Source organism: Methylosinus sp. LW3 (genome assembly GCF_000527115.1).
In the GTDB taxonomy this organism is placed as follows: domain Bacteria; phylum Pseudomonadota; class Alphaproteobacteria; order Rhizobiales; family Beijerinckiaceae; genus Methylosinus.
Window position 1 is genome coordinate 1,178,860 of the sequence record NZ_AZUO01000001.1, and the last position, 25,224, is coordinate 1,204,083.

A 25,224-nucleotide genomic window follows, 5' to 3' on the forward strand; every position below is an offset into this window, starting at 1 on the left:
CCGATCGGATAATGCTCTAGCGTCTCTCTTTTGGAGCGAATTCTGATCGATCGAACGGTACCGTTCGATCGGAACGCGCTCTAAATTGCGTCCCGACGCATGATTTCCGGCGCCATTGGTCGGCGCGTTTTCACCAAGGAGCGCGAATGTCTCTCGCCAAACGCAACGCCGTCGTCACCGGCTCCACCAGCGGCATCGGCCTCGCCGTCGTCCGCGCCCTCGCCAAGGAGGGGGCCAATGTCGTCCTCAACGGCTTCGGCGACTCCGCCGAGATCGAGAAGGAGCGCGCGGCCATTGAGAAAGAGTTCGGCGTCACCGCCATTTACGACGGCGCCGACATGACAAAGCCCGAAGAAATCGCCGCCATGATCCAAAACGCCGAGGCGAAGCTCGGCTCGGTCGACATTCTGGTCAATAACGCCGGCGTCCAGTTCGTCTCGCCGATCGAGGATTTCCCGATCGAGAAATGGAATCAGATCATCGCCATCGATCTCTCCTCGGCCTTCCACGCCATTCGCGCGGCGACGCCGGGCATGAAGAAGCGTCGCTGGGGCCGCATCATCAACACCGCCTCGGCGCATTCGTTGGTCGCCTCGCCTTTCAAGGCCGCCTATGTCGCGGCGAAGCACGGCATAGCCGGGCTCAACAAGGTCGTGGCGCTGGAGCTCGCCACTTTCGGCGTCACGGCGAATTGCATCTCGCCCGGCTATGTGTGGACGCCGCTGGTCGAGAAGCAGATTCCCGACACGATGAAGGCCCGCAACCTCACCCGCGAGCAGGTCATCAATGATGTGCTGCTGCAGGCGCAGCCGACCAAGGAATTCGTGACCGTCGATCAGATCGCGGCGCTGGTCCTGTTCCTGTGCTCGGACGCCGCGGCGCAGATCACCGGCTCCAACATTTCCATCGACGGCGGCTGGACCGCGGGATGACCGACGAAAAGAAGAAGGTCACTCTGGCCTTGCAGGGCGGGGGCGCGCATGGCGCCTTCACCTGGGGCGTGCTCGACGCTTTTCTCGAGGATGGGCGGCTGGACGTCATCGGCATCAGCGGCGCCAGCGCCGGCGCGATGAACGCCGTCGTCTATGCCGATGGATTGCGCGAGGGCGGCCCGGCGCGCGCCCGCGCGCAGCTCCAGGAGTTCTGGCGGACGGTCAGCCTCGGCGGCGATCTCAGCAAGGCGCAGCGCGAGCTCTGCGACATGGTGTTCGGCTTCTGGGATCCGTTGAAGCTGCGCAAGACGATCGCCCAGAACGCCGCCAATTATTTCTCGCCCTATGAGTTCAATCCGCTCGACATAAATCCGCTGCGCGATCTCATCGACGGGCTCGTCGATTTTACGGCGCTGCGCGCCACCGACAATCTGAAGCTGTTCATCTCGGCCACCAATGTGCGCACCGGCAAGGTGCGCATCTTCCGTCGGCCGGAGCTCACCATAGACATGCTGATGGCCTCCGCCTGCCTGCCCACTCTGTTCCAGGCGGTGGAGGTGGAGGGCGAGGCCTATTGGGACGGCGGCTATATGGGCAATCCGGCGCTCTTTCCGCTCTACACGGAGACCGATTGCTGCGACATTATTCTGGTGCAGATCAATCCGGTCGAGCGCGACGAGATTCCGCGCACCTCGCAGGAGATCATGGACCGGCTGAATGAGATCACCTTCAACGCCTCGCTCCTGCACGAGTTTCGCGCCATCGACTTCGTGGCCCGTCTCATCGACGCCGGACGGCTGAAGGGCACGCATTATAAGAAGGTGCTGCTGCATCTGGTGGAGGGCGGGGCGGCGATGAAGCGCTTCGGCGCGGACACCAAGCTCGACGCCGATTATGATTTCCTGCGCTCGCTGTTCGATATCGGCCACGAGGCGGGCAAGGCTTTTCTCGATGAGCATTATGACGCGATCGGCGTCACGGGAACGGCGCAATTGAAGGAGCAGCTCGTCTGAGCGGGCCGGGGCTCGCCGGGTTTTTCGTAGAAAACCGCTCCGTGCCGCCCGCGGGCGCCGCAGCAATCGGCGGGTCGTGGCAAAGATCGGCCACATTTCTCTCTATTCCTGGTGGAGCGCGGCGAAGGCCGCAATGGAAATTTCACGCCGAGAGGGGTGTTTCGCGAATATTCGTGAAGGCCGCGATCGACGAAAATCGCGAATGATGGCGTCGAGCGCCGCGGGCTTCGGACCGACGCGCCGACGCAATCGGAGGACTGAAGATGAACGCGCCCGCCGACGAGAAGCTCATCGCCGAGTTCGAGGAGTTCAAGGAGCTGTTGCGCCACACCCCGCAGCCGGCGGAGGAGGCGGCTCATCTTCGGCTCGATCATCCGGCCGAGCCGCCGCCGGCCGCCACCGCGCCCGAGGCCGTGCGGGCGCCGAACGAGGTCGATCGGCAGCTGCGCGCGCGGCGCAGGCCGAAGGCGGACGACTCCCAGAGCGAGCGCCGCGCGGCGCCCCGGCGTGGGCGCGGATGGCTGATCGCCGCCGCCATCGTCATTCTCGTGGTCGGCGCGGGCGCTATCGCGACCGTCTTCTTGCCCGGCGACTCGGAGGACGAGCCTCTCGTCTCGGCGACGCAGCGCGATTCCATCGACCCCGCCGAGCCCGCCGCCATGGACAATGCCGATGGCGGCAGCGCGGCGGAATCGGCGCCCGCCGCCGCGGAGGCCGCGCCCGAGACCGAGCCGCCCGCTTCCGCCGCCGCCGAAGAGCCGGCCGTCGCCGCGCCCGCCCCGGCCCGGGCGCCATCGGCTCTGCCGGAGGGCGCGCTGAGCCCGCCGGCCGCCAATGCCGTCCCGCTCACCACGCCGACCGCCGCGCCGATCCGCGTCATTCCGACGCCCAAGGCGCCGCCGCCGGCCGCGCCGGTCGCCGTCGAGCCCGTGATCGCCGAGCCGCCGGCGCCGGAGCCCGTGGTCGCTGCGTCGCCGCCCGCCGCCAAGCCTCATGCCGCCAAGGCGGCGCCGCAGCCCAAGCCGCCGGCGGCGCAGCCCGCCAAATCCGTCGCTGCGCCGCCAGCCAAGCCCGCCGCTGCTCCGGCCAAGCCCACCGCCCAGGCGAAGCCCGCCAAGCTCAAGCCCGAGACCAAGCCCGCCGCGGTCGCTCCCATCGCCGCGCCGGCCGCGACCGCTCCCGTGGCGGAAGCGCCGGCCGCCGCTCCTCCGCCGCCGGCCCCTCCGAGAGAGCAGCCCGGCTTCATGGAGCGCGCGGTCGATACGGTCACGGGCGCGGTCGGCGATCTCGGCCGCATGGCGACCGGCGTCATTCCCTGATTTTAGGAAGATAAATGGCCGCGTGGCTCAGGCCACGCGGCGATCGGCGCGTCGGCGGCGTAGCAGTTTCGAGGCGTCGCCGATGGTCATCGCCTTGCCGAAATAAAAGCCCTGGCCGATCTCGCAGCCATTCTCGGCGAGGCGACGCAGCACCTCCACGGTCTCGACGCCCTCGGCGACCGTCGTCACGCCGAGATGCTTCAGCAGGCTCAATATCGCATCGACGATTCTGCCGGCCTCTTCATCGTGCTGCATGGCCAGCACGAAGGAGCGATCGATCTTCACCTTGTCGAAATGAAAGGCGCGCAGATGATAGAGGCTCGAATAACCCGCGCCGAAATCGTCGAGCGAGATGCGCACGCCTTCCGCCTGCAGCGCGGCGAGCGTCGCGCGCGCAGTGTCGACTTCGTCGATGAGCGCGCTCTCGGTGATCTCGACATCGAGACGCGAGGGCGGAAACCTCTCCTCCTCCAGCGTCGACAGCAGGCGTGAGGCGAGCAGCGGATCTTTCAGCTGCATCGGCGAGACATTGACGGATAGCCGCACCTGCGCCCCCCATTGCAGCGCCTCGCGGCAGGCGCGCCGCACCACCGACCAGGTGAGCTCGGCGATGACGCCGATCTGCTCGGCGAGCGGAATGAAGACGTCGGGCGGGATAGAGCCGAGCTTGTCGTGCGTCCAGCGCGACAGCACCTCGAAGCCATAGACGCGATTGTCGCGCAGATCGACGAGCGGCTGATAGTAGGGGCGGATGTCGCCGGCGGCGACGGCTTTCTTCAAGGCGGATTCGAGCTCGGCGCGCCGGCGCAGATCCTCGTCCATGCTCTGCTCGAAGAAGCGGAACCGGCCGCGCCCATCGCGCTTGGCGTGATACATGGCGATATCCGCGGCGCGTAGCAGCGTGCTGACGTCGAGACCATTCTCCGGACACAGCGAGACGCCGATGCTGGCGCTGAGCTCCACCCGCCGCTCGCCGATCTCGATCGGCTCCGCGATAGCGGAGAGCGCGCGGCCGGCGACGCGCATCGCCTGATCCATATGAGTCGCTGGAGTCATCTCCATCAAAATCGCGAATTCGTCGCCGCCCATACGCGCGACGACATCGCTCTTGCGCGAGGCGTGGCGCAGGCGCCGCGCGATCTCGCAGAGCACGGCGTCGCCGAAGCGATGGCCCTCGAGATCATTGATCGGCTTGAAGCGATCGAGATCGACGAAGAGCAGAGCGCAGGCCGTGGCGCCGTCCTCGACGCGCTCGATCGCGGCGTGCAGATCGGCGACCAGCATGCGCCGATTGGGCAGGCCGGTGAGCGAATCCTGACGCGCGAGAATTTGCGCATGCTCCTGCGCCGCGCGCGTCGCCTCATGCGCGCGCTCCAGCGCCTGCGCATTGGCGCGGAACACGTCGAGCGATTTCGCCATGGCGCCGATCTCGTCGTCGCGGCCGATCTCGGGAACCTCGACATAGTGTTTCCCCGCCGCCAGCTCGGTGAGCGCGGCGGTGATCGCCGCGAGCGGACGCGTGATCCGCTCCTTGACGCGAAACAGCAGCCAGGCGGCCAAAGCGAGGGCGAGCGCGGAGGCGAGCAATGTGGTCTTCAGCGCGCCTTCGGTCACGCGCGCGGCCGTGTCCGCCTCGGCGCGCGCCGACCATTTCAGCTGGTCGATCGCAGCATCGACGGCTTCATCGGCAACCCTGTAGGGCTGGTGCAGAGCATTGACGCCGCGCGCGGCTCGGATCGCGGCGACATCCGGCTCATTTGCGATCCAGGCGTCATGAGCGCCGAGATAAGCGGCGAGCGCCGTGCTGAATTTGGCGAGGTCGGGACGCGGCTCCGCGCCGAACAGCGCGAAATAGTCGCGCTGAAGCTCTTCTATGACGATGCGATGCTCGGCCGCCCGCCGCTCCGCGGCGATGCGTTCTTCTTCCGCCTCCGCCAGCCCGCGATAGGCCTCTTGGATTCTGAACTCGGAAATCCGGTCGGATAATTCGCCGAGAATGCGCGTTCCTTCGATCCATTTCGACGCGAGCGCGTCCGTCTTGGCGTCCACAGCGCGCAGGCTCAGCGTGGACAGAAGCGCCAATCCCAGAACGATCGCCAGAAAAGCGCCGATGAACAGCGCCAATTGGGCTTGCAGCGAGAAGCGAAAGCTCGTCATGGAGCGCGGCCGAGGCGGTGAATTTGTCTCATCGACAATGATAATTGTAATATGAGCGGCATATGTCCAGTTGCGCCGGGCGCTATCGCGAGCGCTCGATTGTCGCGGGGGCGGCGTCGCAGCCTTGCTCCAGCAGCGGAGCCGAAGGATAGGCGCGCCGAGCTTTCGCCTGCGTCAGATAGAAGCGCTCGCCCTCGCGAAAGGCCGCGTTTCCGCTCACCACCTCGAATTCGCAGAACGCGCGCGCCTCCTGCGGCGTGGCCAGCAGCCGCACGCTGCGCGGCAGCAGCGCGAAGCCCGCGCCATCGTCCTTCTCCAAAATCGTCAGCAGAGCTTCCATAATATTCGCCCCGTTCATTCGTCACGCTGACGCATATGGCGCGGAGCTGCGGGGCGGTCCAATTGTCAATTTCGATTCCATGATGCATTTCTCGCATCATGGAGCTGCAGTGGATCGACGATTTTCTGGCGCTCTGCCAGACGCGCAATTTCACGCGCGCGGCGCAAGCGCGCGGCACGACGCAATCCGCCTATAGCCGCCGCATGCAGCGGCTGGAGGAATGGCTCGGCGCGCCGCTGTTCGATCGCGAGCGCCGCCCGGTGACGCTGACGCCGGCGGGAGAGGAATTCCTCGCGCGCGCGCATCGGCTGCGCGACGAGATCTATGATGCGCGCCGCGCCGTGCTCTCCGTGTCCAGCCATTTGGAGAAGGCGCTGCGCATCTATGCGACCAACACTCTGGCGGCGACCTTTCTGTCGCCGTGGTTGATAAAAAATGAATTGCGCAATTACTCCGTCGTCGTTGCCTCCGTCTCCGGCTGCGTGGAGGCGGTCAAGCGCGGCCATGGCGATCTCGCCATGGTTCCCGATTTCGGCGACGCCGATCATCTCGCCGGGCTCGCGCTCGAGGTTATCGGCGAGGATCGGCTGATCCTCGCGCAGCGCCGCGGCGGCGAGAAGGTCGTGGCGCTGGAGGGCGACTCTCTTATTGGACGCCTCATGGTCTATGCGCCGGGCACGCATTATGGCGCGCGCATCGCCGCCATGCTCGCCGCGCATGGAATTCGAATGCGCGATCCGCCGATCTGCGAGAGCGCATCGGCGGAAGCGCTGCTGGCGCAGGTCGAGGCCGGGCTCGGCGCCGCCTGGATTCCCGCCATTCTCTTGCGCGGCGAGAGCGTCGCGCGCTGCCCGCTCCCCGGCTATTTCGATATCGCTTATAAAATTCTGCTGGCGCGTGCGCCCGAGCGGGAAGATGCGTGAGCGCGGCTATTTCTGATCGAGATAATCGAACACGACCTCGCCCAGCGCGAGCGTGAGATCGGCGGTGAAATGCGTCGCGGAGACGATCTCGCGCACGGGCAGGCGGGCGACGTCGCAGGCGACATGCGGATGCAGAGCGAGCGCCGCCGGCGAGGCCCAGGCCCCTTTCACCTCGACATCCGTCATATGGTAGCGCACCAGCTCCAGCACGCGCGGCGAGCCGTCGACATGGGGGATGATCTTCAAAAGAAAATTCGGCTGCTGGATCGCCTCGGCGATCGGCGCTGTCTCCAATATGCGATGCTTATAGCCGACCGAAGCCTCGACGCAGAGCGCCGGCCCATATTTCAGCGTGCAGAGAATGACGTCGCCGTCATGCTCGATCTTGGGCGAGGCGAGCTTTTTGGGAAAGCCCCACAGCTCGCGGCCGCCGGCGATGGGCGCGTCATCGTCGAGATACATGGCGTGGACATAAGCGCCCTTCTGCCCGTTGAAGCGCACCGGGATCACTTGTCCGCTCTCGGTATAGTCGCCGAAGCCGGTCGAGTCCGGCATGCGGATGAACTCATATTTGACGATGGGCTCGTCCACCTCGAGCGGCTCCGGAACCACGGCCCGCAGCGCCTCGAGATCGGTGCGATAGGTGATGACGATGAATTCGCGATTGTAGAAACGATAGGGTCCGCGCGGATAGGCGGGATTGGTGAGCGGCATCGCAAAAGCCGTCTTGCGCACCTCGTCGATCTTCATCTTCGCGGCTCCCTATCGAACATGGTCAGACAATGAGGCGAGTAGATAGCGCGCTTTCGTGACGATCCGACGCTCGCGCGCCGGCGATCAACGCGCCGAGGCGTCCAATTGCACGAGCACCCATTGATTGCCGTAGAGGTCGTGGAAACGAAAATGGAACGATCCTTCGTCGCTCTGGACAGTTTCCGCGACCTTCACGCCCTTGTCGGTAAGGCGTGCGAAATCGCCATGAATGTCGTCGGTGTAGACCACCCCGACGGGCTGACCGCCGGTCTGGTTTCCGACTCGCGCGCGCGCCTCGGCGCTATCGGCGAGAAGCAGCCAGACGCCGCCCTGACCGAAACCGAGATGCAGGAAGCGCCGGGCGCCTTCGCCAGCGTCGAAGAGCGTCTCCAGTCCGAGCTTGTCCCGATAGAAATTCGCGGCCTCGTCATAGTCGTTCACCAGAATGACGATGCGTCCCAGCGCCTGCATAGCGATCCTTTTCCTGCGTCGAGGCCGCAAAGAGCGGGCGCTGAAGCGGCGCGCTCGCTCCGCGAGAGTCTTTCCGGTTCAGATTGAACCGGAAAGACTCTCGCCCTTGTTCTGTCGTGTTTTCTTCACGCGAGCCGGTTCCCACTTCGCTCGAAAACACTCTAGGGGCCTTTGTCAGCGAGCTGCGGAAGATTTGCGAAAAAGTCGAGCGCTTCTGGATTGGAGAGCGCGCCGATATTCTTCACCGGCCGCCCATGCACGATCTCCTTGACCGCGAGCTCGACGAGCTTGCCAGAGCGCGTATGCGGCAGATCGGGCGCCTCGACGATGACCGAAGGCACATGGCGCGGCGAGGCCTTCTCGAACAATTCGCGTTTGATGCGCGCGGCGAGCCCGTCGTCGAGGCTCGTCCCTTCGCGCGTCTTCACGAACAGCACGATGCGCGTCGTGCCTTCCCACTCTTGATCGATGGCGAGAGATTCGAGAATCTCCGGCAGGCGCTCGACGATATTGTAGATATCCGCCGTGCCGATGCGCACGCCCTGCGGATTGAGCGTCGCGTCCGAGCGGCCATGGATGAGGAATCCGTTGTGCTCGGTCTCCGTGGCGAAATCGCCATGGCGCCAAATGCCCGGATGTTCCGAGAAATAAGCCTTGCGATATTTCTCGCCGTCGGCGTCGTTCCAGAAATAGATCGGCATCGAGGGGAAGGGCTGCGTGCAGACGAGCTCGCCCTCATGTCCGGTGACGCGCTTGCCCTCGTCGTCCCACACTTGCACCGACATGCCGAGGCCGGCGCATTGAATCTCGCCGCGATAGACCGGGCTCCACGGATTGCCGAGAACGAAGCAGGAGACGATATCGGTGCCGCCGCTGATCGAGGCGAGCTGCACATCCGCTTTGACGTCGCGATAGACATAATCGAAGCTGTCCGGCAGCAGCGGCGAGCCCGTGGAGGCGATGCTGCGCACGGCGGAGAGGTCGTGGCTCTCGCGCGGCTTCAGCCCGGTCTTCTCTATCTGCTTCAGATAGCCGGCCGAGGTGCCGAAGAAGGTCGCCTTCTCTTTGGCGGCGAAGTCGAGCAGAATCGCGCCATCCTTGCCGGAGTTGAAGAATCCGTCATAGAGCAGCAGCGTCGCCTCGCTGGCGAGGCCGCTCGCCAGCCAGTTCCACATCATCCAGCCGGTGGAGGTCGCATAGAAGAAGCGGTCGCCGGGCTTGATGTCGCTCAGCAGGCGATGCTCCTTCAAATGCTGAAGCAGCGTGCCGCCGGCGCCATGCACGATGCATTTGGGCGCGCCCGTCGTGCCGGAGGAGAACATGATGTAGAGCGGATGGTCGAAGGGCAGGCGCTCATAGCGCAGCGCTGCGCCCTGATGCGCCGCGACAGCCTGCGGCCAGAGCTGCGCATCGGCGAGGCCGTCGAGCGCGGGCGACGCGCTCGTGTAGGGGACGACGAGGATTTTCTGCACGGTCGGCAGCTTGCTCGCGATCTCGCGAATATTATCGGCGCGGTCGAGCGTCTTGCCCTTGTAGAAATAGCCGTCCACCGCGATGAGAATGCGCGGCGCGATCTGGCCGAAGCGATCGAGCACGCTCTGCACGCCGAACTCCGGCGCGCAGGAGGACCACACCGCGCCGAGCGAGGCGGCCGCCAGCATGCCGATGATCGCCTCCGGCCCATTGTGGATATAGGCGGCGATGCGGTCGCCGGGCTCGACGCCCTGCGCGCGGAAGAAGGCCGCGAGCGCGCCGGCTTGGCGCTCGATCTCGCCGAAGGTGAGCCGCCGCTCGACCTTGTCCTCGCCCCAGAAGACGATGGCCTCGGTCTCCGCCGGGCGCGGGCGCAGCAGATTTTCCGCGAAATTCAGCCGGGCGTCCGGGAACCAGCGCGCGCCGGGCATTTTATCGGCGTCGATGAGGACGCGCTCGCCCTTCTCGCCGGTGACGCCGCAGAAGTCCCAGATCGCCGACCAGAACTCGGGCGAATGGGTCAGGCTCCAGCGATAGAGCCCGTCATAATCGAAGCTCTCGGCGAAGGGCTTGGTCGCCTCGATGGATTGCGCGAAGCGGGTGAGAATGGCGTTCTTCTGGCGATCGAGGTCGGGCTTCCAGATCGGCATCGATAAGTCCTTGGGGCGCGGTATGGGGCTGTGCTCGTCATAGAAGCTCCCAATTGCGCGCGATAGGGGATCGGCCTGCGTATTTTGGGACTGCGGCCGGCGCTGCGACAAGCTTTGGTTTCGGGCTCGGCGCCGCTATGTTGGGCGCCGCGGCGGTTCGTTCGGCATTTATTCATCTTGGCCGCGGCATTGTCATGGGGCCGTCCCGCGCCGTGGACGCCCCCTCATAGAGGAGATCGATTATGACGAAGAAGTTGATCGCCGCGCTGGCTCTGGGTTTCGCCGTGGCCATGACTCCGCTCGCCGCCTCGGCCCATCCGCGCGCCCACAAGCATCATCATCACCACCACCACCACCACCATCATCATCATCGCTGACGATCACGGCGGGGAGGCGCTCGGCTTCGGGCGCCTCGGCCTCGCTCGGACGCGCCCGCGCCGCCGGAACGCCGAACCGGCGTCCGCTTCGGCTGGAAGCTCTAGCGCCCGAGATCGCGTATGCGCGAGGTCAGCTCGTCCTGGTCATAGGGCTTGGCGAGGAAGGGCGCGCCGCAGAGCGGCTCCGGCAATTGCCGCTGCAGATATCCCGACAGCACGAAGAAGGGGAGATTGCGCGCCCTCAGCGCGTCGGCGATGCTGGCGCTGCTGGCGCCGCGCAGATTGGCGTCGAGGATCACGCCGTCTATGTCCTCGTCCTCGAGCAGCTTCAAGGCCTCGTCCACCGAGCTCGCCGTGCCTCCGATCTCATATCCGACCTCCTCGACGACGAAGCAGAGATCGGCGGCGATGGCCGGCTCGTCCTCGACGACGAGAATGCGGATCGGCTCGTTACCCTTCATCTAATCCTCTCCTTGCGCGGGCTCGATGACATTGTCGAGCGGAGCGCTCACCTTCCAGACGACGCCGCTCGGCGCATAGTCGAGCGTCACCTGTCCGCCGAGCGCATGTTTGGCCATTTGCAGAATCACCATATGGCCGAAGCCGTGACGCTTGGGCGCGACGACGGTCGGGCCGCCGCTCTCGCGCCACTCCATCTCGAAATGCGGCGCATCGCCCTCGCCGACGACGCCGAAGGCGATATGCACGACGCCCGTGTCATTGGAGAGCGCGCCATATTTGCCGGCGTTGGTGGCGAGCTCGTGCAGCGCCATGCCTATGGCTTGGCTCGCCGCCGGCTTCACCACCGTCGTCGGCCCCTCCATGCAGATGCGCGAGCCGAACAGATCGCGGAAATGGGCGAGCTGCGAGCGCGTCAGCGCATGCAGCTCGACGCCGCGCCATTCGTTCTGCACCAATAGATCATGGCTCGCGCCGAGCGCCGCTATGCGCTGATCGAAGCGCTGCGCGAAGGCGATGGGTGAGTCGCGCCGCGCCGTCTGCCGCGCCACGGCGCGCACGACGGTGAGGAGATTCTTGGCGCGATGCGTGACCTCGCGCAGCAGCAGCTCGACGCGCTCCTGCGCGTGCTTGCGCTCGGTGATGTCCTGAATCGTGCTGCGCAATCCGACGATGGCGTCGCGCTCGTCGCGCACCGCCTCGCCGCGAATGGTGACATGAATGGCGACGCCGTCGGCGCGATGCGCGGGCAGGTCGAGCTCGAAGCCTTCGCCGGTGCGCAAGGTCTCGCTGGTCGCGGCGTCGAGCCGCTCCCAATCGGCGGGGGCGTAGAGCAGGCCCTTCTGCTCTGCAAAGCTCGGCGGCGGCGCATCGGGGTCGAGGCCGAAGATGCGCGCGATATAAGGCGAGGCGCCGCCGCGATCGTCATGGCGTCCGCTCCAGCGCCAGCTGCCGATGCGGCCGAGCCTCTGCGCCTCGCGCAGCTCGGCCTCGGTTCGCTGCAGCGCCAGCTCGCGCACGCGGATTTCCTCGGCGCGCTCCCGCTCGGCCGCATAGGCGCGGGCGTCGGTCATGGAGGAGGCGATTTTCGCGGCGACGCGATCGAGGAAATAGGCATAGGCGGCGTCGAGCCGCTTGAACGGATTGATGGCGGCGATCAGCGCCGCAGCGGCGCGGTCCTGGCCGAGCAGCACGATGGGAAAGAGCACGGCTTCATCCGCCGCCGCCGGCCAGGGGCCGCAAGGCGGCTCGCCGAAGCGCGCGTCGATCGTGCGAATGGCGACGCGCCCCGGCGTCAGCCGCGCGACCTCGGCGAGGCCCCAAATGTCGCCGCGGATCGGATCGGGATCGCCGAGCGGGATGCGAAGCGGCGCGATGTGGCCGCCCGGACGCACGCCGGTCGCCGCCATCAGCTCCGCCTCGCCGCGCTCATGGTCGAAGCGATAGATGGCGGAGAAGGGCAGGTCATAGCCATTGACGGCGAGCACGCTGGCGGCGAGGCGGCAGGCCTCGCCCTCGTTCTCGGCCCGGCTCAGCGCGGCGAGATCGCGCAATGTGCGCAGCCGCCGCTCGCCGATGACGCGGTCGGTCGTCTCCACCACCGGGCAGAAGACGCCGCCTATGCCGCCGTCGTCATCGGGGATAGGGCTGTAGGAGAAGGTGAAATAGCCTTCGTCGCGGCGGCCGTTGCGGATCATGTGCAGCTGCAGATCTTCCGAGCGCGTCGGCGCGCCGTCGGTGAACGCGCCCTGCAGCATGGGGCCGATGACATCCCAGACTTCCGGCCACACCTCGCGGGCCGGCCGGCCGAGCGCGCGTGGATGCTTGTCGGCGAGCAGGCCGTGATAGGCGTCGTTATAGAGAAGGCAGAGCTCGCCGCCCCAGAAGATGGCGATGGGAAAGGCGCTGTTGAGGCAAATCTCCAGCGCTACGCGCAGGCGCTTCGGCCAAGTCTGAGGCATGCCGAGCGGCGACCGCGCCCAATTGGCGGCGGCGATGGCCGCCGCTGTCTCGCTGTCTCCGAAGAAAAATTGTCCGCCGGATCGCCTCTCCGAGACGTCGATCCAGGCTGCGCCGGCTGTCACTGCGACGACCCCGGGTCGTTCGAGGCCAGCCCCCCACGTCTCATATCGAGCCGCCATTCGGCCGCTTCAACCCCGGCGCGGCGAAACGCGCCGCTGGCTCTCCGGCGCGCCCTGGTGTAGCAATCGGCCGCGACCGCGAGGTACCATGAGCGAAGCCGAAGAAAAAAAGGGACTCTTCGCGCGGCTGTTCGGCCGTGGAGGAACGCCCGCCGAAGAAGCCGGCGCAGATCGTCCGAAAAAGCGTTCCTGGTGGGAGCGGCTGACCGGGGGGCTATCGCGCTCCTCGCAGGCCATCGTCCAGGGCATTTCCGATCTCTTCAGCAAGCGCAAGCTCGACGCGCTCACGCTCGAGGAGCTCGAGGATGTGCTGATCCGCGCCGATTTGGGCGTTGCCGCCGCGCAGCGCATCTCCGGCAAGGTCGGCGCGGCGCGCTATGAGAAGACCATCGGCCCGGACGAGGTGCGCGCCATTCTGGCGGAGGAGGTCGAGCGCGTGCTCGAGCCGGTCGCGCGCCCCTTCGAGCTGGATCAGACCAAGAAGCCGTTCATCGTGCTCGTCGTCGGCGTCAATGGCTCGGGCAAGACGACGACCATCGCCAAGCTCGCCGCCAAATGGACCGGCGAGGGCAAGAAGGTGATGCTCGCCGCCGGCGACACTTTCCGCGCCGCCGCCGTGGAGCAGCTCCGCATCTGGGGCGAAAGGCTCAACTCGCCCGTATGTTACGCGCCGGAGGGCGCCGACGCCGCCGGCCTCGCCTTCGACGCCATCAAATCGGCGCGCGAGCGCGATTCCGACATTCTGCTGATGGACACGGCCGGCCGGCTGCAGAACCGCGCCGAGCTGATGGCCGAGCTCGCCAAGATCGTCCGCGTGATGAAAAAGGCCGAGCCGGAGGCGCCGCACGCCGTTCTGCTGGTGCTGGACGCGACCGTCGGGCAGAACGCGATCGCCCAGGTCGACGCCTTCGAGCGAACGGCCGGCGTCACCGGCCTGGTGATGACCAAGCTCGACGGCACGGCGCGCGGCGGCATTCTCGTGGCCATCGCCGAGAAATACGGCCTGCCCATTCACTTCATCGGCGTCGGCGAAGGCTCGGACGATCTCGAGCCCTTCACCGCGCGCGATTTCGCCCGCGCCATCGCCGGGCTCGACTCCGAAGCCGAGGCGGGCGAGCAAAGCTCATGACAGAAGAAACGACCGCAGCGCCCGCCAAGAGGCGCCTTCACCCGGGATTGAAATTCGCGCTGGAGATGGGGCCGCTGGTCCTGTTCTTCATCGTCAATCAGAAGTTCGGCATCTTCCAGGCGACGGCGGCGCTGATGGTCGCCGTGGTGGCGACGCTCGCCGTCTCCTATTCCATCACGCGCCATTTGCCGACCATGCCGATGGTCACGGCGATCTTCGTGCTCGTCTTCGGCTCGCTGACCTTTTTTCTGCAGGACGAGAATTTCATCAAGCTGAAGGTGACGATTCTCTACGCTCTGTTCGGCTCGGCGCTGCTCGGCGCGCTGTGGTTCGACAAGCTGCTGCTGCCGGCGGTGTTCGAATCCGCCTTTCGGCTGGACGACGCCGGCTGGCGCAAGCTCACCTGGCGCTGGGCGCTTTTCTTCTTCTTCCTTGCCGCGCTCAACGAATTCGTGCGGCGCGGCTTTCCGACCGACGTCTGGGTGAATTTCAAGGTCTTCGGCATTTTGCCGCTGACGCTGCTCTACGCTCTGTCGCAAATCCCGCTGATGATGCGCCACGAGCTGAAGGAGGACGCCGGCGAGGAGCCGGACAGTCACTTCTAGAGCGCTCTCGGCCTCCTGATTCTCTACTCTTTCTCGTCCGGCGCGCTTTGTGCGGTCTCGCACAGGCGCCCCCGGACGGCGGCGCTAATTGTCATGGCGTTCGCCGCCGATGCGGCCGTTCCGACGAGAAGGAAGCCCGCCATGACCGAGTTCGCCCAGCTCTTCGCCGCTCTCGTGGCCGCGATCGTCATCGGCGCCGCTTTCTCGCTGCTCGATGCGGACGCGGCCGTCGCCTCGGCGCCGGCGGGCGCGGGGGCCGTCCATTCGGTACTCTGCGGTGGCGGCTGGTGCGGCTGAAGGCCGCCGTGCGCACACCCTAAAATCGCTTCTTTCTGTGCTAGCCGGGATGCGATCTCGATGAGGAGCGCATTCTTATGGCCGAATATAAATTGCTTTCGTCGCTCAGCCGCCGCGTGCTGCTCGGCTCGCTCGCCGCAATGGCGGGGGGCGCGGCCTTCCGCCCCGCTCGGGCGCAGGAGAACAGCCTCTTTCCGATCATGGCCGACGATGGTCAGCCGATCGCCAATTATCGTCTGCCCTCGGAAGTCTCGCCCGCCGATCTTCCGGGCCTGCTCTGGCATGGGCCGGCCACCGCCGATGTGGTCGTGTTCGAGTTCTTCGACTATAATTGCCCCTATTGCCGCAAGGCCGCGGGCGATCTCGACGCGCTCGTCGCCAAGGACAAGAATCTGCGGCTCGGGCTCGCCGACAACGCCACGCTCGGCCTCGGCTCCTTTCTGTCCGCGCGGGTGAAGCAGGCGGTGCTGCGCCTCTATGGCCCGGAGCGCGCCTATCAGTTCCATAAGCAATTATTCGCGCATCGCGGCGCCATTGACGGGATCTCCGCTCTCGCGGTCGCCAAAGCCATGGGTCTCGATACGTCCAAGATCGAGGAATCGGCGAATTCGGAGATGATCGGCGGCGTGGTGAAGCGCCATGTCCAGCTCGGCGCCGATCTCGGCTTCGCGGCCTCGCCGTCCTTCGCCGTGAGCTCGGTCGGCGTGCTCGGCTATCCCGGCCCCAAATCGATGGCGCGCATGATCGCCGCCAGCCGCAAATGCGACGCGCCGGTCTGCGGCTGATTCAAGGCCGAGCGGATCGGCGTTCGAGCGAGGACGAGGATGATGAAATATGCGTTGACGATCGTGCTGACGGTCTTGGCGGCGGGCCTCGGCGGGCGCTCCATGGCGGAGCCCGCGGATTATTACAAGGATCAGAAGGTTGTCTATCACAATGACGGCGGCGGCCCGGACAATGTCGCCTATTTCAAGCGCATGCTCAATTCGATCAAGAACCACATAGAGGCGGTCGGCAAGGATCATGTCGAAATTCGCGTCGTCGATCATGCGAGCGGCGTCGAAATGTTTCAGATCGCCAGGGCCGACAAGGAGATCGCCGCGCGGCTCGACGCGTTGAAGGCGCAAGGCGTGCGCTTTCTCGTCTGCGCCAATACGCTTCGTGAGCGCAACATCGATCCATCTACGCTCTATGGCGTGACCGAGCGCGACATCGTTCCGAGCGGCGTCGCAGAACTCGCACGGCTGCAGGGCATGGGCTTCGTCTATATTCATTTGTGAGCGGACGCGGGAGGTCGCGAGCGCTATCGGACTAGACTTTCGCGGCGATCTCCCGCAACCTCGAAGAATATCCGGCGTCGGGCCGGATAGATTTCGAGATGCGCCGCATGACCATTCGAACCATTTCCGTTTCGCTCGCCACCGAAAATGTTTCCCGTTCCGTCAAATTCTATGTCGAGGAGCTCGGCTTCGTCTGCCTGCTCAAATTGGAGGAATTCGCGCGTGTGCGCTCGGGCGCGGCGGACATAATGCTCGTCTCGCCCAATACGCATCGCGATTGGCAGGGCCAGCAGTTCACCGGGGCCATCTATCTCGGCGTCGACAATGTCGATGAATTATGGGAACGGCTGAAGGATCGCGCGCGCATCGTCTATCCGATCGCGACCATGGATTATGGCGTGCGCGAGTTCGGCCTGCTGGACGACAGCGGCTATCAGCTCTCGCTGGCGCAGCCTGTCGCCGGCTGAGCGAGCGAGGCGCGGGTCAGACCGCCTCTTCCGCGTCGATCTCATAGGCTGCGAGCCGGCGGTCGTGAACGCCGAGCGCCTCCCACGAGTCGCGCCATTGGCGCAAATGGGCGGATTCGAAATGCGCGCTCAGCGCCGCGCGGCTCTCCCATATTTCCGTCACGCGGATGAGACCCGGCTCCAGCACGTCTTCCGCATAGGAATAGGCGAGGCAGTCCGCTTCCGCGCGGCTCGCGTGGATCATCGCCGTCATCGCCGGAAGCGCCCGCTCGAGCGCGTCCGGCGGGATACGAATGGTTCCGACGATCAGAATTCGGTTCTGCGGCATAGGAAGCCTCCATTCGTCCGCGCGAAGCGCTGTCGCATCATTGAAACAAACGTCGTGCAGTGCTTATACTTCACGACGCCGGCGTCGCCGGCCATTGTGTGAAACGGCTTTTTCGCCTTCGTCCGGGCGCTCACCTATGAAGCTCGCATCCTATAATCTCGAAAATCTCTTCCTTCGCGCTCACGCGCTGAATGGCGAAACCTGGTCCGACGGCAAGAAGGCGCTGGAGGCGCAGGCCGAGCTCTCCGCCATTCTCGGCAAGTCGGTCTATGCCGCCGCCGACAAGAAGAAGATCATCAAGCTGCTCGGCGAGCTGAAGCTCGAGAAATCCGACGACGGCGGCCCTTTCGCGATCCTGCGCCAAAATCGCGGCCATCTCGTCAAGCGCGCCAAGACCGGAATCGAGGTCGTCGCTGGCGGTCGCAACGACTGGATCGGCTGGGTCGAGCTGAAACGCGAGGAGGTGAACGAGGAGGCGACGCGCAATACGGCGCGCGTCATCATCGATATCGACGCCGATGTGCTCGGCGTCATCGAGGCGGAGAGCAGGCCGGCGCTGGTGCGTTTCAACGACAATATCATCAAGGGGGAGGGCGGAAAGCCCTACGCCCACGCCATGCTCATCGACGGCAATGACGATCGCGGCATCGACGTCGGCCTCTATGCGCGCGCGGGCTATGAGATCGTCGCCATTCACAGCCATGTCGACGACGTTGACAACACCGGCCGCATCTTCAGCCGCGATTGCGCGCATTATGAAATCCGCACGCCCAAGGGCAATTTGTTGCATCTCTTGATCAATCACTTCAAGAGCAAGGGCTTCGGCTCGCAGACGACCTCCAACGCCAAGCGCGAGCGGCAGGCGGCGCGGGTGAAGGAGATTTACGACGTGCTGAGCAAGAGCGACGAGCATGTCGCGGTCATCGGCGATTTCAACGACACGCCGGACAGCGCGCCGCTGGCCCCGCTGCTGCATCAGACCGATTTGAAGGATATCAGCGAGCACGCCGCTTTCGACGATGGCGGCCGGCCCGGCACTTTCGCCGCCGGCGCGGCGTCCAACAAGATCGACTATATTCTTCTCTCGCCGGCGCTATTCGCCGCGGCGAAAGGCGGCGGCATTTTCCGCAAGGGCGTGTGGGGCGGCAAGAACGGGACGATCTTCCCGCATTATCCGGAGATCACCAAAGCCTCGGAGGCGGCCTCCGACCATGCGGCGATCTGGGCGGATGTCGATTTGTGATCGCGATCGGCTCGCAGGCGATTCTGTGCGGAATAGCGGCGTGCGGCGCTGACAAAATCAGGAAAAACAGGAAGGATTTGTCGGGGGAATTTCCGTAGACCTTCGGCAGAGCCGCGTGGCACCGTCTCATGATCGACGAAAAGCTCGCATTTCGTCGCCGCTGTTCGCCGAGACGGAGACCGTGATGCTGCGTCGCCCTATCGACCGTCTCTCGCTCCGGGCGGGACTGAGCTGGCTCGTCGGCCTCGTTCTATCGGCGACGCTTCTGATCAATGTCGCGGTTCTCGTTCTGCACGCCGGACCGCGCATTCGAGCGGAAGACGAGACCATGCTGCGCTTGACGCATGAATTGCTCGCGACGGCTTTGGTAAGTCTTCAGGAAACGGCCGATCCAGCGCCGGCGATGCGTCGTTTCTATGAAAGTCTCGGCGCGCTTCGCCATGTCGACATCAAAATACTCGCGAATGCGGATGTGGCTTCGCTCGGCAAGCCGACGCCCAAGCGTCGCGACAGCGCCGGCGTGCCCGATTGGTTCGTGTCGCTGGTCGACGCGCCGACCCGCGTCTCGATCCTGCGCCTCGGCAGCTTGCCGACCGTGCTGATCCGCGGCGTCGACGACGGCCGCATCGCCATCGTCTCCAATCCGGTCGACGAATTGGCGGAAATCTGGTCCGATCTGTCCTGGCTCGCCTTCGTCAGCTTCGCGGCCACCTTGCTCTTCTTCGCGCTCGTTCTCTGGCTCGTCCATGTCTCGCTGGCGCCGTTCGAAGACATGCGCCGGGCGCTCGCCGATCTCGAGGCCGGCAGAACCAATGTGCGCGTCGCCCTGCGTGGCGCGAGCGAATTCCGCGGCATTTCCATTGCGTTGAACTCGCTCGCCGCGACGCTGGATCAGGTGAAGGCCGAAAATCGCGGCCTGATGGCCGAGCTGTTCAGCGTTCAGGAGAAAGAGCGGCGAGAGATCGCCCGTGATCTGCACGACGAGGCAGGCCCTTGTCTCTTCTCCATCCGGGCGGGCGTGGTCGCGCTCTCTGAGGCGGCGGCTGCTCCCATGCCGGATCTCGCGCGCTTGCGTCGTATCGGCGTCGAGATGGACGAGGCGAGCGAAGCGATGCAGGCGCTCGTCCGCGGCCTGCTCGGCCGGCTGACGCCGCGCGGGCTCGCGGAATTCGGCCTCGCCGCGGCGCTCGCCGAACTCGTCGCGTCATGGCGGTCGAAGCGACCCGATGTCGTTTGCGCCCTCGTTGCGCCGCACGATCTGTTGTCGCTCGAGGAGCCTATTCTTTCCGCCGCCTATCGCATCGTTCAGGAGGCGACGACCAATGTGTTTCGCCATTCCGGCGCGCGCCGCGCGCTGGTCGGGGTCGAATTCGCGGCGAGCGAGGAGAGCGACGGCGGCTCGGTTCTGGCGATCGTCGTGGAGGACGATGGCGTCGGAATGCCGGACCGGCCGAGCGGAGGCGGCCGCGGCCTGCTGGGGATGCGCGAGCGCGCGCAAGCGCTCGGCGGGCGGATGACTGTGGAGAATCGACCGCTTGGCGGCGCGCGAATACGCGCGTGGTTGCCTGTGCCGGACGCCGAGGAGGAGATCGAGGAAAGCGATCATCGCCCATAGGCTCGACGAAACGTCCGCGCTCACCCAGCGGGCGCGAACGCCGGTTCGGCGACCGAACATGGAAAGCTCCCGAGCCGGAGTTACCGGCTCCACTCGCGCTGATGCAGCTCCAATTCGAGATGGCGCAGGAATTTCGTATCCGGCAGCGCACGCAGCGCGTCTTCGATGCGATCGACGTCGGCGCCGTCGACATCGGCCGCAAACAGCACCATCAGGCCGCCGTCGCGGCTTTCGACGATCGCATCCTCGAGCCGCGAGACATCGCCGCCGCGCTCCCCTTTGACCACGGCGAAATCGAAGACAATCCGCAAATCGTCGGACAGCAATATGATCGCCTCGAGGCTTTCCAGCTCCGCCTCGGGCGCCTCATGGGCGAGCCGATAGGCGAATTCGGGATCGCCGGCCGCGAGGACGGCGAGCTGGAGCTCCTGGCTCCAGCCCTGCTCGCGCAGGCGGGAGAGCGCTTCGACGAGAGACAGGGGATCGGCGGGCAGGGAATGGGCGGGGAGGGAATAGGCGCGCTGCGCCATCGCTTGCGGCATAGGCGGGGCTCTCTCTTCTTCTTATTCAGCGTCGTGAGCGCTGTCTCGAGTTTGCTACAGAATGTCGCGTCGAAGGTCGTCCGGCAAGTCCCCGGCAAAAGCTGCGCCAGCCGGCGAGGGCAGATAGGGCGGGCGCGTTCCGCCGGCCGGCGTGAGCGCGGGTGTTTTCTATTCGTCAACCATAAAAATTGCTTCAGATTTACGATTAAAATTCAGGGTTTATTCTTCGCCCGGTCCAGCTAGAGCGTTTCCAGCCGAAGTGGACGCCGGTTCGGCGTGGGAAACGCGTCGAAACAGTCTAGAGCAAGATGATCGCGTCGGCCCTCGGGCGGCGCGGCGGGCGGTGCGTTTCATGTCCAGAAGAGTTTCCTGTCTCCTCGCCATCCTTCTTTCGTCTTCGGTCGGCGCAGCCGCCGCGGCTCCGCGCGTCATCACCGGGATCGGCGAGCGCGAGGCCGGTCGGCTCTTTCCGGCCGCCCCGGCCGAGGAGCCGGCGCCCGAGCCGGCCTATGTCGCTCCGCCGCCGGTCCTCGCCTATGTCGCGCCGCGACCAGCGCCGCAGCCGCGCGTCGTCACGGCGCGCGCCGAGCCGCCCGTGGCCCCCGGGGCCTATGGCGGCGGCTTTATCGAATTGCTCGTCACCGGCCAGACGCCGGAGCCGCAGCCGCAAGCGCGGCGGCGCGTCGCGGCCCTCGGCGCGGGCGAGGCCAATGTTCAGCGCCAGATCGATCCGGCCTTCTTCCGCACCGAGGTCGATTATGCCGGCGCCGAGCGTCCCGGCACGATCGTCATCGATTCAGAGAATAAATTCCTCTATCTCGTGCAGGGAGGCGGGCGCGCGCTGCGCTATGGCATAGGCGTCGGCCGACCGGGCTTCACCTGGGCCGGCGTCAAGTCCATCTCACGCAAGGCCGAATGGCCGGATTGGACGCCGCCCGGCGAGATGCTCGCCCGTCGGCCCGATCTGCCGCGCCATATGGACGGCGGTCCGGCCAATCCGCTCGGCGCGCGCGCCATGTATCTCGGCTCCTCGCTCTACCGCATCCACGGCACCAATGAGCCTTACACGATCGGCCAGAATGTCTCCTCCGGCTGCATTCGCATGATGAACGACGATGTGGCCGACCTCTATGATCGCGTCCATGTCGGAACCAAGGTTGTGGTTCGTTGACTCTGGCGAGCGATCGCCGGTGGCGAAACAGCCGCCGCGCGCCTATCTCACGAGACGCGCGGACGGTTGCAAAACAACCGGCTTCGGGCGATAGCTGCCATTCGTTTTCTTCGAAAGGGGCCGATTCTTGCCCAGCCTCATCCGCTTTTTGGTCATTGTCGGCGTGCTCGTCGCCCTCGCCTATGCGGGGATGCTGGCGATCGTGGCCTATGTCTCGCCGCAGCCGCGCGAGATGACGCAGACGATCTCGCCACAGCGCCTCAACAAGTGAGACCTTCTGAATGGGCGACGGCAAGCGCCATCCGCTGATCGCCGCCTTTCTCGACATGCTGGCCGCCGAGCGCGGCGCCGCGCGCAACACGCTCGACGCCTATCGCCGCGACCTCGAAGATTATTTCGCATTTCTCGGCAAGTCCGGCGTCGATCCGCTTCGCGCCGACACGGACGGCCTGCGCGCCTATCTCGCGGCGCTGGAGGCGCGCGGCATGACCGGCGCGACCGCCGCGCGGCGGCTCTCGGCGCTGAAGCAGTTTCACAAATTCCTCTATGTCGACCGCTATCGCGCCGATGATCCGGCGGCGCCGCTCGAGGGTCCGCGTCGCCATCGCAGCGCGCCGGATATTCTCTCGGTCGACGAGGTAACGCGCCTTCTCGACACCGCGCGGGAGGGGATAGACGATGACGCCCGCCCCATGGGCGAGCGCATGCGCGCCGCGCGTCTCTACGCCGCATTGGAGACTCTCTACGCCAGCGGCTTGCGCGTGTCAGAACTCGTCTCTTTGCCGGCGAGCGCGGCGCGCGCGCGCGAGCCCTTCGTCACCGTGCGCGGCAAGGGCGCGAAAGAGCGTCTCGTCCCGCTCTCCGAGCAGGCGCGCGCGGCGCTGAACGTCTATCGCGCGCTGCTCGCCAAACATTCGCCGGGCCTCGCAGCCTCGCCCTTTCTGTTTCCGTCCGATGCGGCGGAAGGGCATCTCACGCGCCAAGCCTTCGCGCGCGATCTCAAAAGCGCCGCCGCAGCCGCGGGGCTTCCCTCGCGCGACATCAGCCCGCATGGGCTGCGCCACGCCTTCGCCAGCCACCTTCTGCAAAATGGCGCGGATTTGCGCGTCGTGCAGGAATTGCTCGGCCACGCCGATATCTCGACGACGCAAATCTACACGCATGTGCTGGACGAGCGCATCCGCGCCATGGTGCGCGATCTGCATCCGTTGAATGCGGCGAATAGCGAATAGCGAATAGCGAATAGCGAGTGGAGAGTAGGGGGCGGTCGCCTGTGGGTGACTATTCGCTATTCGCTACTCGCTCACCCGACTCTCTCCACAAAATCCCCTATCGCCCGGATCGTCCCCTCATCCAGCAGCAGCGGCGCATGGCCTTGGCCCGGCACGGTGAGGCGCTCGAGCAGCGGATGGCCTTCGCCCATCGCCGCAAAGGTCTCCACCGAGAGAAGATCGGAATTGCCGCCGCGGAGCACCAGCGTCGGAATGGCGGCCACGGCATTCCATTCGTCGTGGAAGAGGATCGGCCCGCTGTCGGGGCCGACCTCGTCTAGCGTATGCGAGAGCGCGGGATCATAGCGCAGCTGCAGACGTCCGTCGGTCTCGACGAAGGTGCTGCGCGCCCATTCCTCCCACTCCGCTTGGCTGAGGCTGGTGAATTGCGGCCCGGCGATGAGCTTCAGCGCGGCGAGCGCGACCGCCATTGTGGCGGAGCCCGGCTCGCGGCCGACATAGCCCTTTATGCGTCGCAGCCCGCCGGCGTCCACCACCGGGCCGATGTCGTTGACGACCGCGGCCTTTAAAATCTCGGGCCTTCGCGCAGAAAAGCGCATCACATGAATGCCGCCGCGCGAGGTGCCGACGAAAACCGCTTTTTCGACGCCCGCCGCCGCGAGCGTGGCCAGAATGTCGGCCTCCTCGACATCCAGGCTGTAATGCGTCCAGTCCTCGTCCCAGTCTGAGAGGCCGCGGCCGCGATAGTCGAGCGCCAGCACGCGGCGTCCGCGCTCGGCCAGCGCTCGAGCGAGAGCGTCGAAATCCAACGCCGTGCGCGTGAGCCCGGCCAGGCAGACGACCGGAATGGCCGCGCCGTCGCCCGCCGGAGCGTAATCGACATAGTGGAGCCGCAGCCCATCCCCCGCAGTGAGAAATCGGCTTTCGCGCCGCACGCTCTGCTCCGCCATCCACGCCCTCGGTTTTGGCCTCTCGCCTGTGCGGCGGGCCTTTCGCGGATATAGGCGCTGCGGCGCCGGAATGTCTTCCCCCGCCTGGGCGGCGCCTAGAAATTCTCCGGCCTTGGCGGCGGCTGCGCATTCTGCCGCTATTTCGCGCAGGAGCCGAGCCCGCTTCCGCGCCAGTCAGCCTTGATGCGCGCGTCGTTTCTCAATAATTTGCGATTACCGCTCTTCGAAACGGCAAATAGCGGGTTTCGAGTGAGCAGATCGTCGCGCCGCCCGTGTTTCGAGCGGGCGCGCTTCCCGAATAAGACTGGCGGCGCTATTGCGCCCCGACGCCCCAGGGGCTCGAATGTCCGTCCTCATCGACAAGAACACCAAGGTCATCTGTCAAGGCTTTACCGGCAAGACCGGCACTTTCCACTCGGAGCAGGCGGTGCGTTACGGCACGCTCATGGTCGGCGGCGTCTCGCCCGGCAAGGGCGGCTCGACGCATCTCGACCTTCCCGTCTTCGACACTGTGGCGCAAGCGCGGGAAAAGACCGGCGCCGACGCTTCGGTCATCTATGTGCCGCCGCCGGGCGCGGCCGACGCCATTTGCGAGGCGATCGACGCCGAGATTCCGCTCATCGTCGCCATCACCGAGGGCGTTCCTGTCCATGACATGATTCGCGTCAAGCGCGCGCTGTCGGGCTCCAAATCCCGCCTCATCGGCCCCAATTGCCCGGGCGTCGTCACCGCGGGCGAGAGCAAGATCGGCATCATGCCCGGCAATATTTTCAGCCGCGGCTCCGTCGGCGTCGTCTCGCGCTCCGGCACGCTGACCTATGAGGCCGTGTTCCAGACGACGCGCGAGGGTCTCGGCCAGACCAGCGCCGTGGGCATCGGCGGCGATCCGGTCAAGGGAACCGACTTCATCGAGGTCTTGGAGTTGTTTCTGGCCGACGAGGCCACCAAATCCATCATCATGATCGGCGAGATCGGCGGCTCCGCGGAAGAGGACGCGGCCCAATTCTTGATCGACGAGGCCAAGCGGGGCCGCAAGAAGCCGATGGTCGGCTTCATCGCGGGCCGCACCGCCCCTCCCGGGCGGCGCATGGGCCACGCCGGCGCGATCGTCTCTGGCGGCAAAGGCGACGCCGAGAGCAAGATCGCGGCGATGGAATCTGCCGGGATCGTGGTCTCGCCGTCGCCGGCGCGGCTCGGCAAGACATTGGTCGAAACGCTGAACCGCTGAGGTTCGGCGACCATGCGCGTCGGCGAATCGCCGGCGCGTTCCCCCGAAAAAAGAGCGCGGGGCGAAATCTTTAAAGAATTGTTAAAATGATTTCGCTCAACTTCGAGAAGTTTCGGCGCTCGGGAGACT

General features: G+C 65.6%; 27 protein-coding genes. 17 read left to right on the forward strand and 10 right to left on the reverse strand.

Going from position 1 to position 25,224, the window contains the following annotated elements; translation table 11 throughout:
* Positions 1–146: 146 nt before the first annotated feature.
* The 3 genes from METLW3_RS0105805 to METLW3_RS26765 all read left to right on the forward strand — a co-directional run bounded on the left by METLW3_RS0105805 (position 147) and on the right by METLW3_RS26765 (position 3,264).
* Positions 147–932 (forward strand): 3-hydroxybutyrate dehydrogenase, encoded by a 786-nt coding sequence (locus METLW3_RS0105805; RefSeq protein WP_024879025.1) that lies wholly within the window; start codon positions 147–149, stop codon positions 930–932.
* Complete coding sequence (locus tag METLW3_RS0105810) at positions 929–1,945, forward strand: patatin-like phospholipase family protein (RefSeq protein WP_024879026.1); 1,017 nt, start codon at positions 929–931, stop codon at positions 1,943–1,945. Before METLW3_RS0105805 ends, METLW3_RS0105810 begins: the two co-directional genes overlap by 4 nt.
* Before the next feature lie 263 nt (positions 1,946–2,208).
* Positions 2,209–3,264 (forward strand): hypothetical protein, encoded by a 1,056-nt coding sequence (locus METLW3_RS26765; protein ID WP_024879027.1) that lies wholly within the window; start codon positions 2,209–2,211, stop codon positions 3,262–3,264.
* A 27-nt stretch (positions 3,265–3,291) separates the two neighbouring features.
* Here the strand turns inward: METLW3_RS26765 and METLW3_RS26770 are convergent, their stop codons facing one another.
* Positions 3,292–5,421: an EAL domain-containing protein gene (locus METLW3_RS26770; protein WP_024879028.1), complete on the reverse strand. Its 2,130-nt coding sequence runs from the start codon at positions 5,419–5,421 to the stop codon at positions 3,292–3,294.
* An 82-nt stretch (positions 5,422–5,503) separates the two neighbouring features.
* Complete coding sequence (locus METLW3_RS0105825; RefSeq protein ID WP_024879029.1) at positions 5,504–5,761, reverse strand: hypothetical protein; 258 nt, start codon at positions 5,759–5,761, stop codon at positions 5,504–5,506.
* Positions 5,762–5,859: 98 nt separating this feature from the next.
* Here METLW3_RS0105825 and METLW3_RS0105830 point away from each other — a divergent pair, with 98 nt between their 5' ends.
* Entirely contained in the window at positions 5,860–6,684 is an 825-nt protein-coding gene (locus tag METLW3_RS0105830) for a LysR family transcriptional regulator (protein WP_024879030.1), read from the forward strand.
* Positions 6,685–6,690: 6 nt separating this feature from the next.
* Here METLW3_RS0105830 and METLW3_RS0105835 read toward each other — a convergent pair whose 3' ends face one another.
* The 3 genes from METLW3_RS0105835 to METLW3_RS0105845 all read right to left on the reverse strand — a co-directional run bounded on the left by METLW3_RS0105835 (position 6,691) and on the right by METLW3_RS0105845 (position 10,031).
* Positions 6,691–7,434: an acetoacetate decarboxylase gene (locus tag METLW3_RS0105835; protein WP_024879031.1), complete on the reverse strand. Its 744-nt coding sequence runs from the start codon at positions 7,432–7,434 to the stop codon at positions 6,691–6,693.
* An 87-nt stretch (positions 7,435–7,521) separates the two neighbouring features.
* Positions 7,522–7,908: a VOC family protein gene (locus tag METLW3_RS0105840; protein WP_024879032.1), complete on the reverse strand. Its 387-nt coding sequence runs from the start codon at positions 7,906–7,908 to the stop codon at positions 7,522–7,524.
* Between the two features lie 161 nt (positions 7,909–8,069).
* Positions 8,070–10,031: an acetoacetate--CoA ligase gene (locus tag METLW3_RS0105845; protein WP_036290244.1), complete on the reverse strand. Its 1,962-nt coding sequence runs from the start codon at positions 10,029–10,031 to the stop codon at positions 8,070–8,072.
* A 242-nt stretch (positions 10,032–10,273) separates the two neighbouring features.
* Here METLW3_RS0105845 and METLW3_RS29270 point away from each other — a divergent pair, with 242 nt between their 5' ends.
* Positions 10,274–10,408 (forward strand): hypothetical protein, encoded by a 135-nt coding sequence (locus METLW3_RS29270; protein ID WP_280949425.1) that lies wholly within the window; start codon positions 10,274–10,276, stop codon positions 10,406–10,408.
* 101 nt (positions 10,409–10,509) lie between these two features.
* Here the strand turns inward: METLW3_RS29270 and METLW3_RS0105855 are convergent, their stop codons facing one another.
* Positions 10,510–10,869 carry a response regulator gene (locus tag METLW3_RS0105855; protein ID WP_024879034.1) on the reverse strand — a complete coding sequence of 120 codons (360 nt, stop codon included), beginning with the start codon at positions 10,867–10,869 and terminating at the stop codon, positions 10,510–10,512.
* A complete protein-coding gene (locus tag METLW3_RS0105860; protein ID WP_024879035.1) occupies positions 10,870–12,951 on the reverse strand; it encodes an HWE histidine kinase domain-containing protein in 2,082 nt (693 codons plus the stop codon).
* On the opposite strand from METLW3_RS0105860, the gene ftsY reads away from it, so the two are divergent.
* The 6 genes from ftsY (at position 12,863) to METLW3_RS0105890 (ending at position 16,786) form a co-directional block, all read left to right on the forward strand.
* Positions 12,863–14,137, forward strand: coding sequence for a signal recognition particle-docking protein FtsY (gene ftsY, locus METLW3_RS0105865; protein ID WP_348625809.1), 1,275 nt, complete (start codon positions 12,863–12,865; stop codon positions 14,135–14,137). The two genes, METLW3_RS0105860 and ftsY, sit on opposite strands and share 89 nt — an antisense overlap.
* The gene (locus METLW3_RS0105870) at positions 14,134–14,742 is read left to right on the forward strand and encodes a septation protein A (protein ID WP_024879037.1); all 609 of its coding nucleotides are present in this window, start codon (positions 14,134–14,136) and stop codon (positions 14,740–14,742) included. Before ftsY ends, METLW3_RS0105870 begins: the two co-directional genes overlap by 4 nt.
* Before the next feature lie 141 nt (positions 14,743–14,883).
* Positions 14,884–15,039: a hypothetical protein gene (locus METLW3_RS25185; protein ID WP_157096327.1), complete on the forward strand. Its 156-nt coding sequence runs from the start codon at positions 14,884–14,886 to the stop codon at positions 15,037–15,039.
* 77 nt (positions 15,040–15,116) lie between these two features.
* Positions 15,117–15,824, forward strand: coding sequence for a thioredoxin domain-containing protein (locus METLW3_RS0105880; RefSeq protein ID WP_024879039.1), 708 nt, complete (start codon positions 15,117–15,119; stop codon positions 15,822–15,824).
* Between the two features lie 102 nt (positions 15,825–15,926).
* Positions 15,927–16,319, forward strand: a complete 393-nt coding sequence (locus METLW3_RS0105885) for a DsrE family protein (RefSeq protein ID WP_245267438.1) — start codon at positions 15,927–15,929, stop codon at positions 16,317–16,319.
* Positions 16,320–16,426: 107 nt separating this feature from the next.
* Entirely contained in the window at positions 16,427–16,786 is a 360-nt protein-coding gene (locus tag METLW3_RS0105890) for a VOC family protein (RefSeq protein WP_036309309.1), read from the forward strand.
* 16 nt (positions 16,787–16,802) lie between these two features.
* Here METLW3_RS0105890 and METLW3_RS0105895 read toward each other — a convergent pair whose 3' ends face one another.
* Positions 16,803–17,114 (reverse strand): putative quinol monooxygenase, encoded by a 312-nt coding sequence (locus tag METLW3_RS0105895; protein WP_026597987.1) that lies wholly within the window; start codon positions 17,112–17,114, stop codon positions 16,803–16,805.
* Positions 17,115–17,250: 136 nt separating this feature from the next.
* Between METLW3_RS0105895 and METLW3_RS0105900 the strand changes: the two genes are divergently transcribed.
* Positions 17,251–18,357 (forward strand): endonuclease/exonuclease/phosphatase family protein, encoded by a 1,107-nt coding sequence (locus METLW3_RS0105900; protein ID WP_024879043.1) that lies wholly within the window; start codon positions 17,251–17,253, stop codon positions 18,355–18,357.
* A gap of 184 nt (positions 18,358–18,541) precedes the next feature.
* A complete protein-coding gene (locus METLW3_RS0105905; RefSeq protein ID WP_036308690.1) occupies positions 18,542–19,972 on the forward strand; it encodes an ATP-binding protein in 1,431 nt (476 codons plus the stop codon).
* 80 nt (positions 19,973–20,052) lie between these two features.
* Here METLW3_RS0105905 and METLW3_RS0105910 read toward each other — a convergent pair whose 3' ends face one another.
* Positions 20,053–20,514 (reverse strand): hypothetical protein, encoded by a 462-nt coding sequence (locus METLW3_RS0105910; protein WP_024879045.1) that lies wholly within the window; start codon positions 20,512–20,514, stop codon positions 20,053–20,055.
* Between the two features lie 352 nt (positions 20,515–20,866).
* Between METLW3_RS0105910 and METLW3_RS0105915 the strand changes: the two genes are divergently transcribed.
* The 3 genes from METLW3_RS0105915 (at position 20,867) to METLW3_RS0105925 (ending at position 22,917) form a co-directional block, all read left to right on the forward strand.
* Positions 20,867–21,685, forward strand: coding sequence for a L,D-transpeptidase (locus METLW3_RS0105915; protein ID WP_036309311.1), 819 nt, complete (start codon positions 20,867–20,869; stop codon positions 21,683–21,685).
* Between the two features lie 127 nt (positions 21,686–21,812).
* Positions 21,813–21,956 carry a hypothetical protein gene (locus tag METLW3_RS0105920; protein WP_024879047.1) on the forward strand — a complete coding sequence of 48 codons (144 nt, stop codon included), beginning with the start codon at positions 21,813–21,815 and terminating at the stop codon, positions 21,954–21,956.
* Between the two features lie 10 nt (positions 21,957–21,966).
* Positions 21,967–22,917, forward strand: coding sequence for a site-specific tyrosine recombinase XerD (locus METLW3_RS0105925; RefSeq protein ID WP_024879048.1), 951 nt, complete (start codon positions 21,967–21,969; stop codon positions 22,915–22,917).
* 71 nt (positions 22,918–22,988) lie between these two features.
* Here the strand turns inward: METLW3_RS0105925 and METLW3_RS0105930 are convergent, their stop codons facing one another.
* On the reverse strand, positions 22,989–23,867 hold the full coding sequence (locus METLW3_RS0105930; RefSeq protein WP_024879049.1) for an alpha/beta hydrolase: 879 nt from the start codon (positions 23,865–23,867) through the stop codon (positions 22,989–22,991).
* Between the two features lie 343 nt (positions 23,868–24,210).
* On the opposite strand from METLW3_RS0105930, the gene sucD reads away from it, so the two are divergent.
* Positions 24,211–25,095: a succinate--CoA ligase subunit alpha gene (gene sucD, locus METLW3_RS0105935; protein ID WP_024879050.1), complete on the forward strand. Its 885-nt coding sequence runs from the start codon at positions 24,211–24,213 to the stop codon at positions 25,093–25,095.
* Positions 25,096–25,224 lie beyond the last annotated feature (129 nt).

Coding starts and splice junctions, on each gene's coding strand:
- METLW3_RS0105805 (WP_024879025.1), top strand. CDS start 147: ATGTCTCTCGCCAAACGCAACGCCGTCGTCACCGGCTCCACCAGCGGC.
- METLW3_RS0105810 (WP_024879026.1), top strand. CDS start 929: ATGACCGACGAAAAGAAGAAGGTCACTCTGGCCTTGCAGGGCGGGGGC.
- METLW3_RS26765 (WP_024879027.1), top strand. CDS start 2,209: ATGAACGCGCCCGCCGACGAGAAGCTCATCGCCGAGTTCGAGGAGTTC.
- METLW3_RS26770 (WP_024879028.1), bottom strand. CDS start 5,421: ATGACGAGCTTTCGCTTCTCGCTGCAAGCCCAATTGGCGCTGTTCATC.
- METLW3_RS0105825 (WP_024879029.1), bottom strand. CDS start 5,761: ATGGAAGCTCTGCTGACGATTTTGGAGAAGGACGATGGCGCGGGCTTC.
- METLW3_RS0105830 (WP_024879030.1), top strand. CDS start 5,860: ATGGAGCTGCAGTGGATCGACGATTTTCTGGCGCTCTGCCAGACGCGC.
- METLW3_RS0105835 (WP_024879031.1), bottom strand. CDS start 7,434: ATGAAGATCGACGAGGTGCGCAAGACGGCTTTTGCGATGCCGCTCACC.
- METLW3_RS0105840 (WP_024879032.1), bottom strand. CDS start 7,908: ATGCAGGCGCTGGGACGCATCGTCATTCTGGTGAACGACTATGACGAG.
- METLW3_RS0105845 (WP_036290244.1), bottom strand. CDS start 10,031: ATGCCGATCTGGAAGCCCGACCTCGATCGCCAGAAGAACGCCATTCTC.
- METLW3_RS29270 (WP_280949425.1), top strand. CDS start 10,274: ATGACGAAGAAGTTGATCGCCGCGCTGGCTCTGGGTTTCGCCGTGGCC.
- METLW3_RS0105855 (WP_024879034.1), bottom strand. CDS start 10,869: ATGAAGGGTAACGAGCCGATCCGCATTCTCGTCGTCGAGGACGAGCCG.
- ftsY (WP_348625809.1), top strand. CDS start 12,863: ATGGCCGCCGCTGTCTCGCTGTCTCCGAAGAAAAATTGTCCGCCGGAT.
- METLW3_RS0105870 (WP_024879037.1), top strand. CDS start 14,134: ATGACAGAAGAAACGACCGCAGCGCCCGCCAAGAGGCGCCTTCACCCG.
- METLW3_RS25185 (WP_157096327.1), top strand. CDS start 14,884: ATGACCGAGTTCGCCCAGCTCTTCGCCGCTCTCGTGGCCGCGATCGTC.
- METLW3_RS0105880 (WP_024879039.1), top strand. CDS start 15,117: ATGGCCGAATATAAATTGCTTTCGTCGCTCAGCCGCCGCGTGCTGCTC.
- METLW3_RS0105885 (WP_245267438.1), top strand. CDS start 15,927: ATGGCGGAGCCCGCGGATTATTACAAGGATCAGAAGGTTGTCTATCAC.
- METLW3_RS0105890 (WP_036309309.1), top strand. CDS start 16,427: ATGACCATTCGAACCATTTCCGTTTCGCTCGCCACCGAAAATGTTTCC.
- METLW3_RS0105895 (WP_026597987.1), bottom strand. CDS start 17,114: ATGCCGCAGAACCGAATTCTGATCGTCGGAACCATTCGTATCCCGCCG.
- METLW3_RS0105900 (WP_024879043.1), top strand. CDS start 17,251: ATGAAGCTCGCATCCTATAATCTCGAAAATCTCTTCCTTCGCGCTCAC.
- METLW3_RS0105905 (WP_036308690.1), top strand. CDS start 18,542: ATGCTGCGTCGCCCTATCGACCGTCTCTCGCTCCGGGCGGGACTGAGC.
- METLW3_RS0105910 (WP_024879045.1), bottom strand. CDS start 20,514: ATGCCGCAAGCGATGGCGCAGCGCGCCTATTCCCTCCCCGCCCATTCC.
- METLW3_RS0105915 (WP_036309311.1), top strand. CDS start 20,867: ATGTCCAGAAGAGTTTCCTGTCTCCTCGCCATCCTTCTTTCGTCTTCG.
- METLW3_RS0105925 (WP_024879048.1), top strand. CDS start 21,967: ATGGGCGACGGCAAGCGCCATCCGCTGATCGCCGCCTTTCTCGACATG.
- METLW3_RS0105930 (WP_024879049.1), bottom strand. CDS start 23,867: ATGGCGGAGCAGAGCGTGCGGCGCGAAAGCCGATTTCTCACTGCGGGG.
- sucD (WP_024879050.1), top strand. CDS start 24,211: ATGTCCGTCCTCATCGACAAGAACACCAAGGTCATCTGTCAAGGCTTT.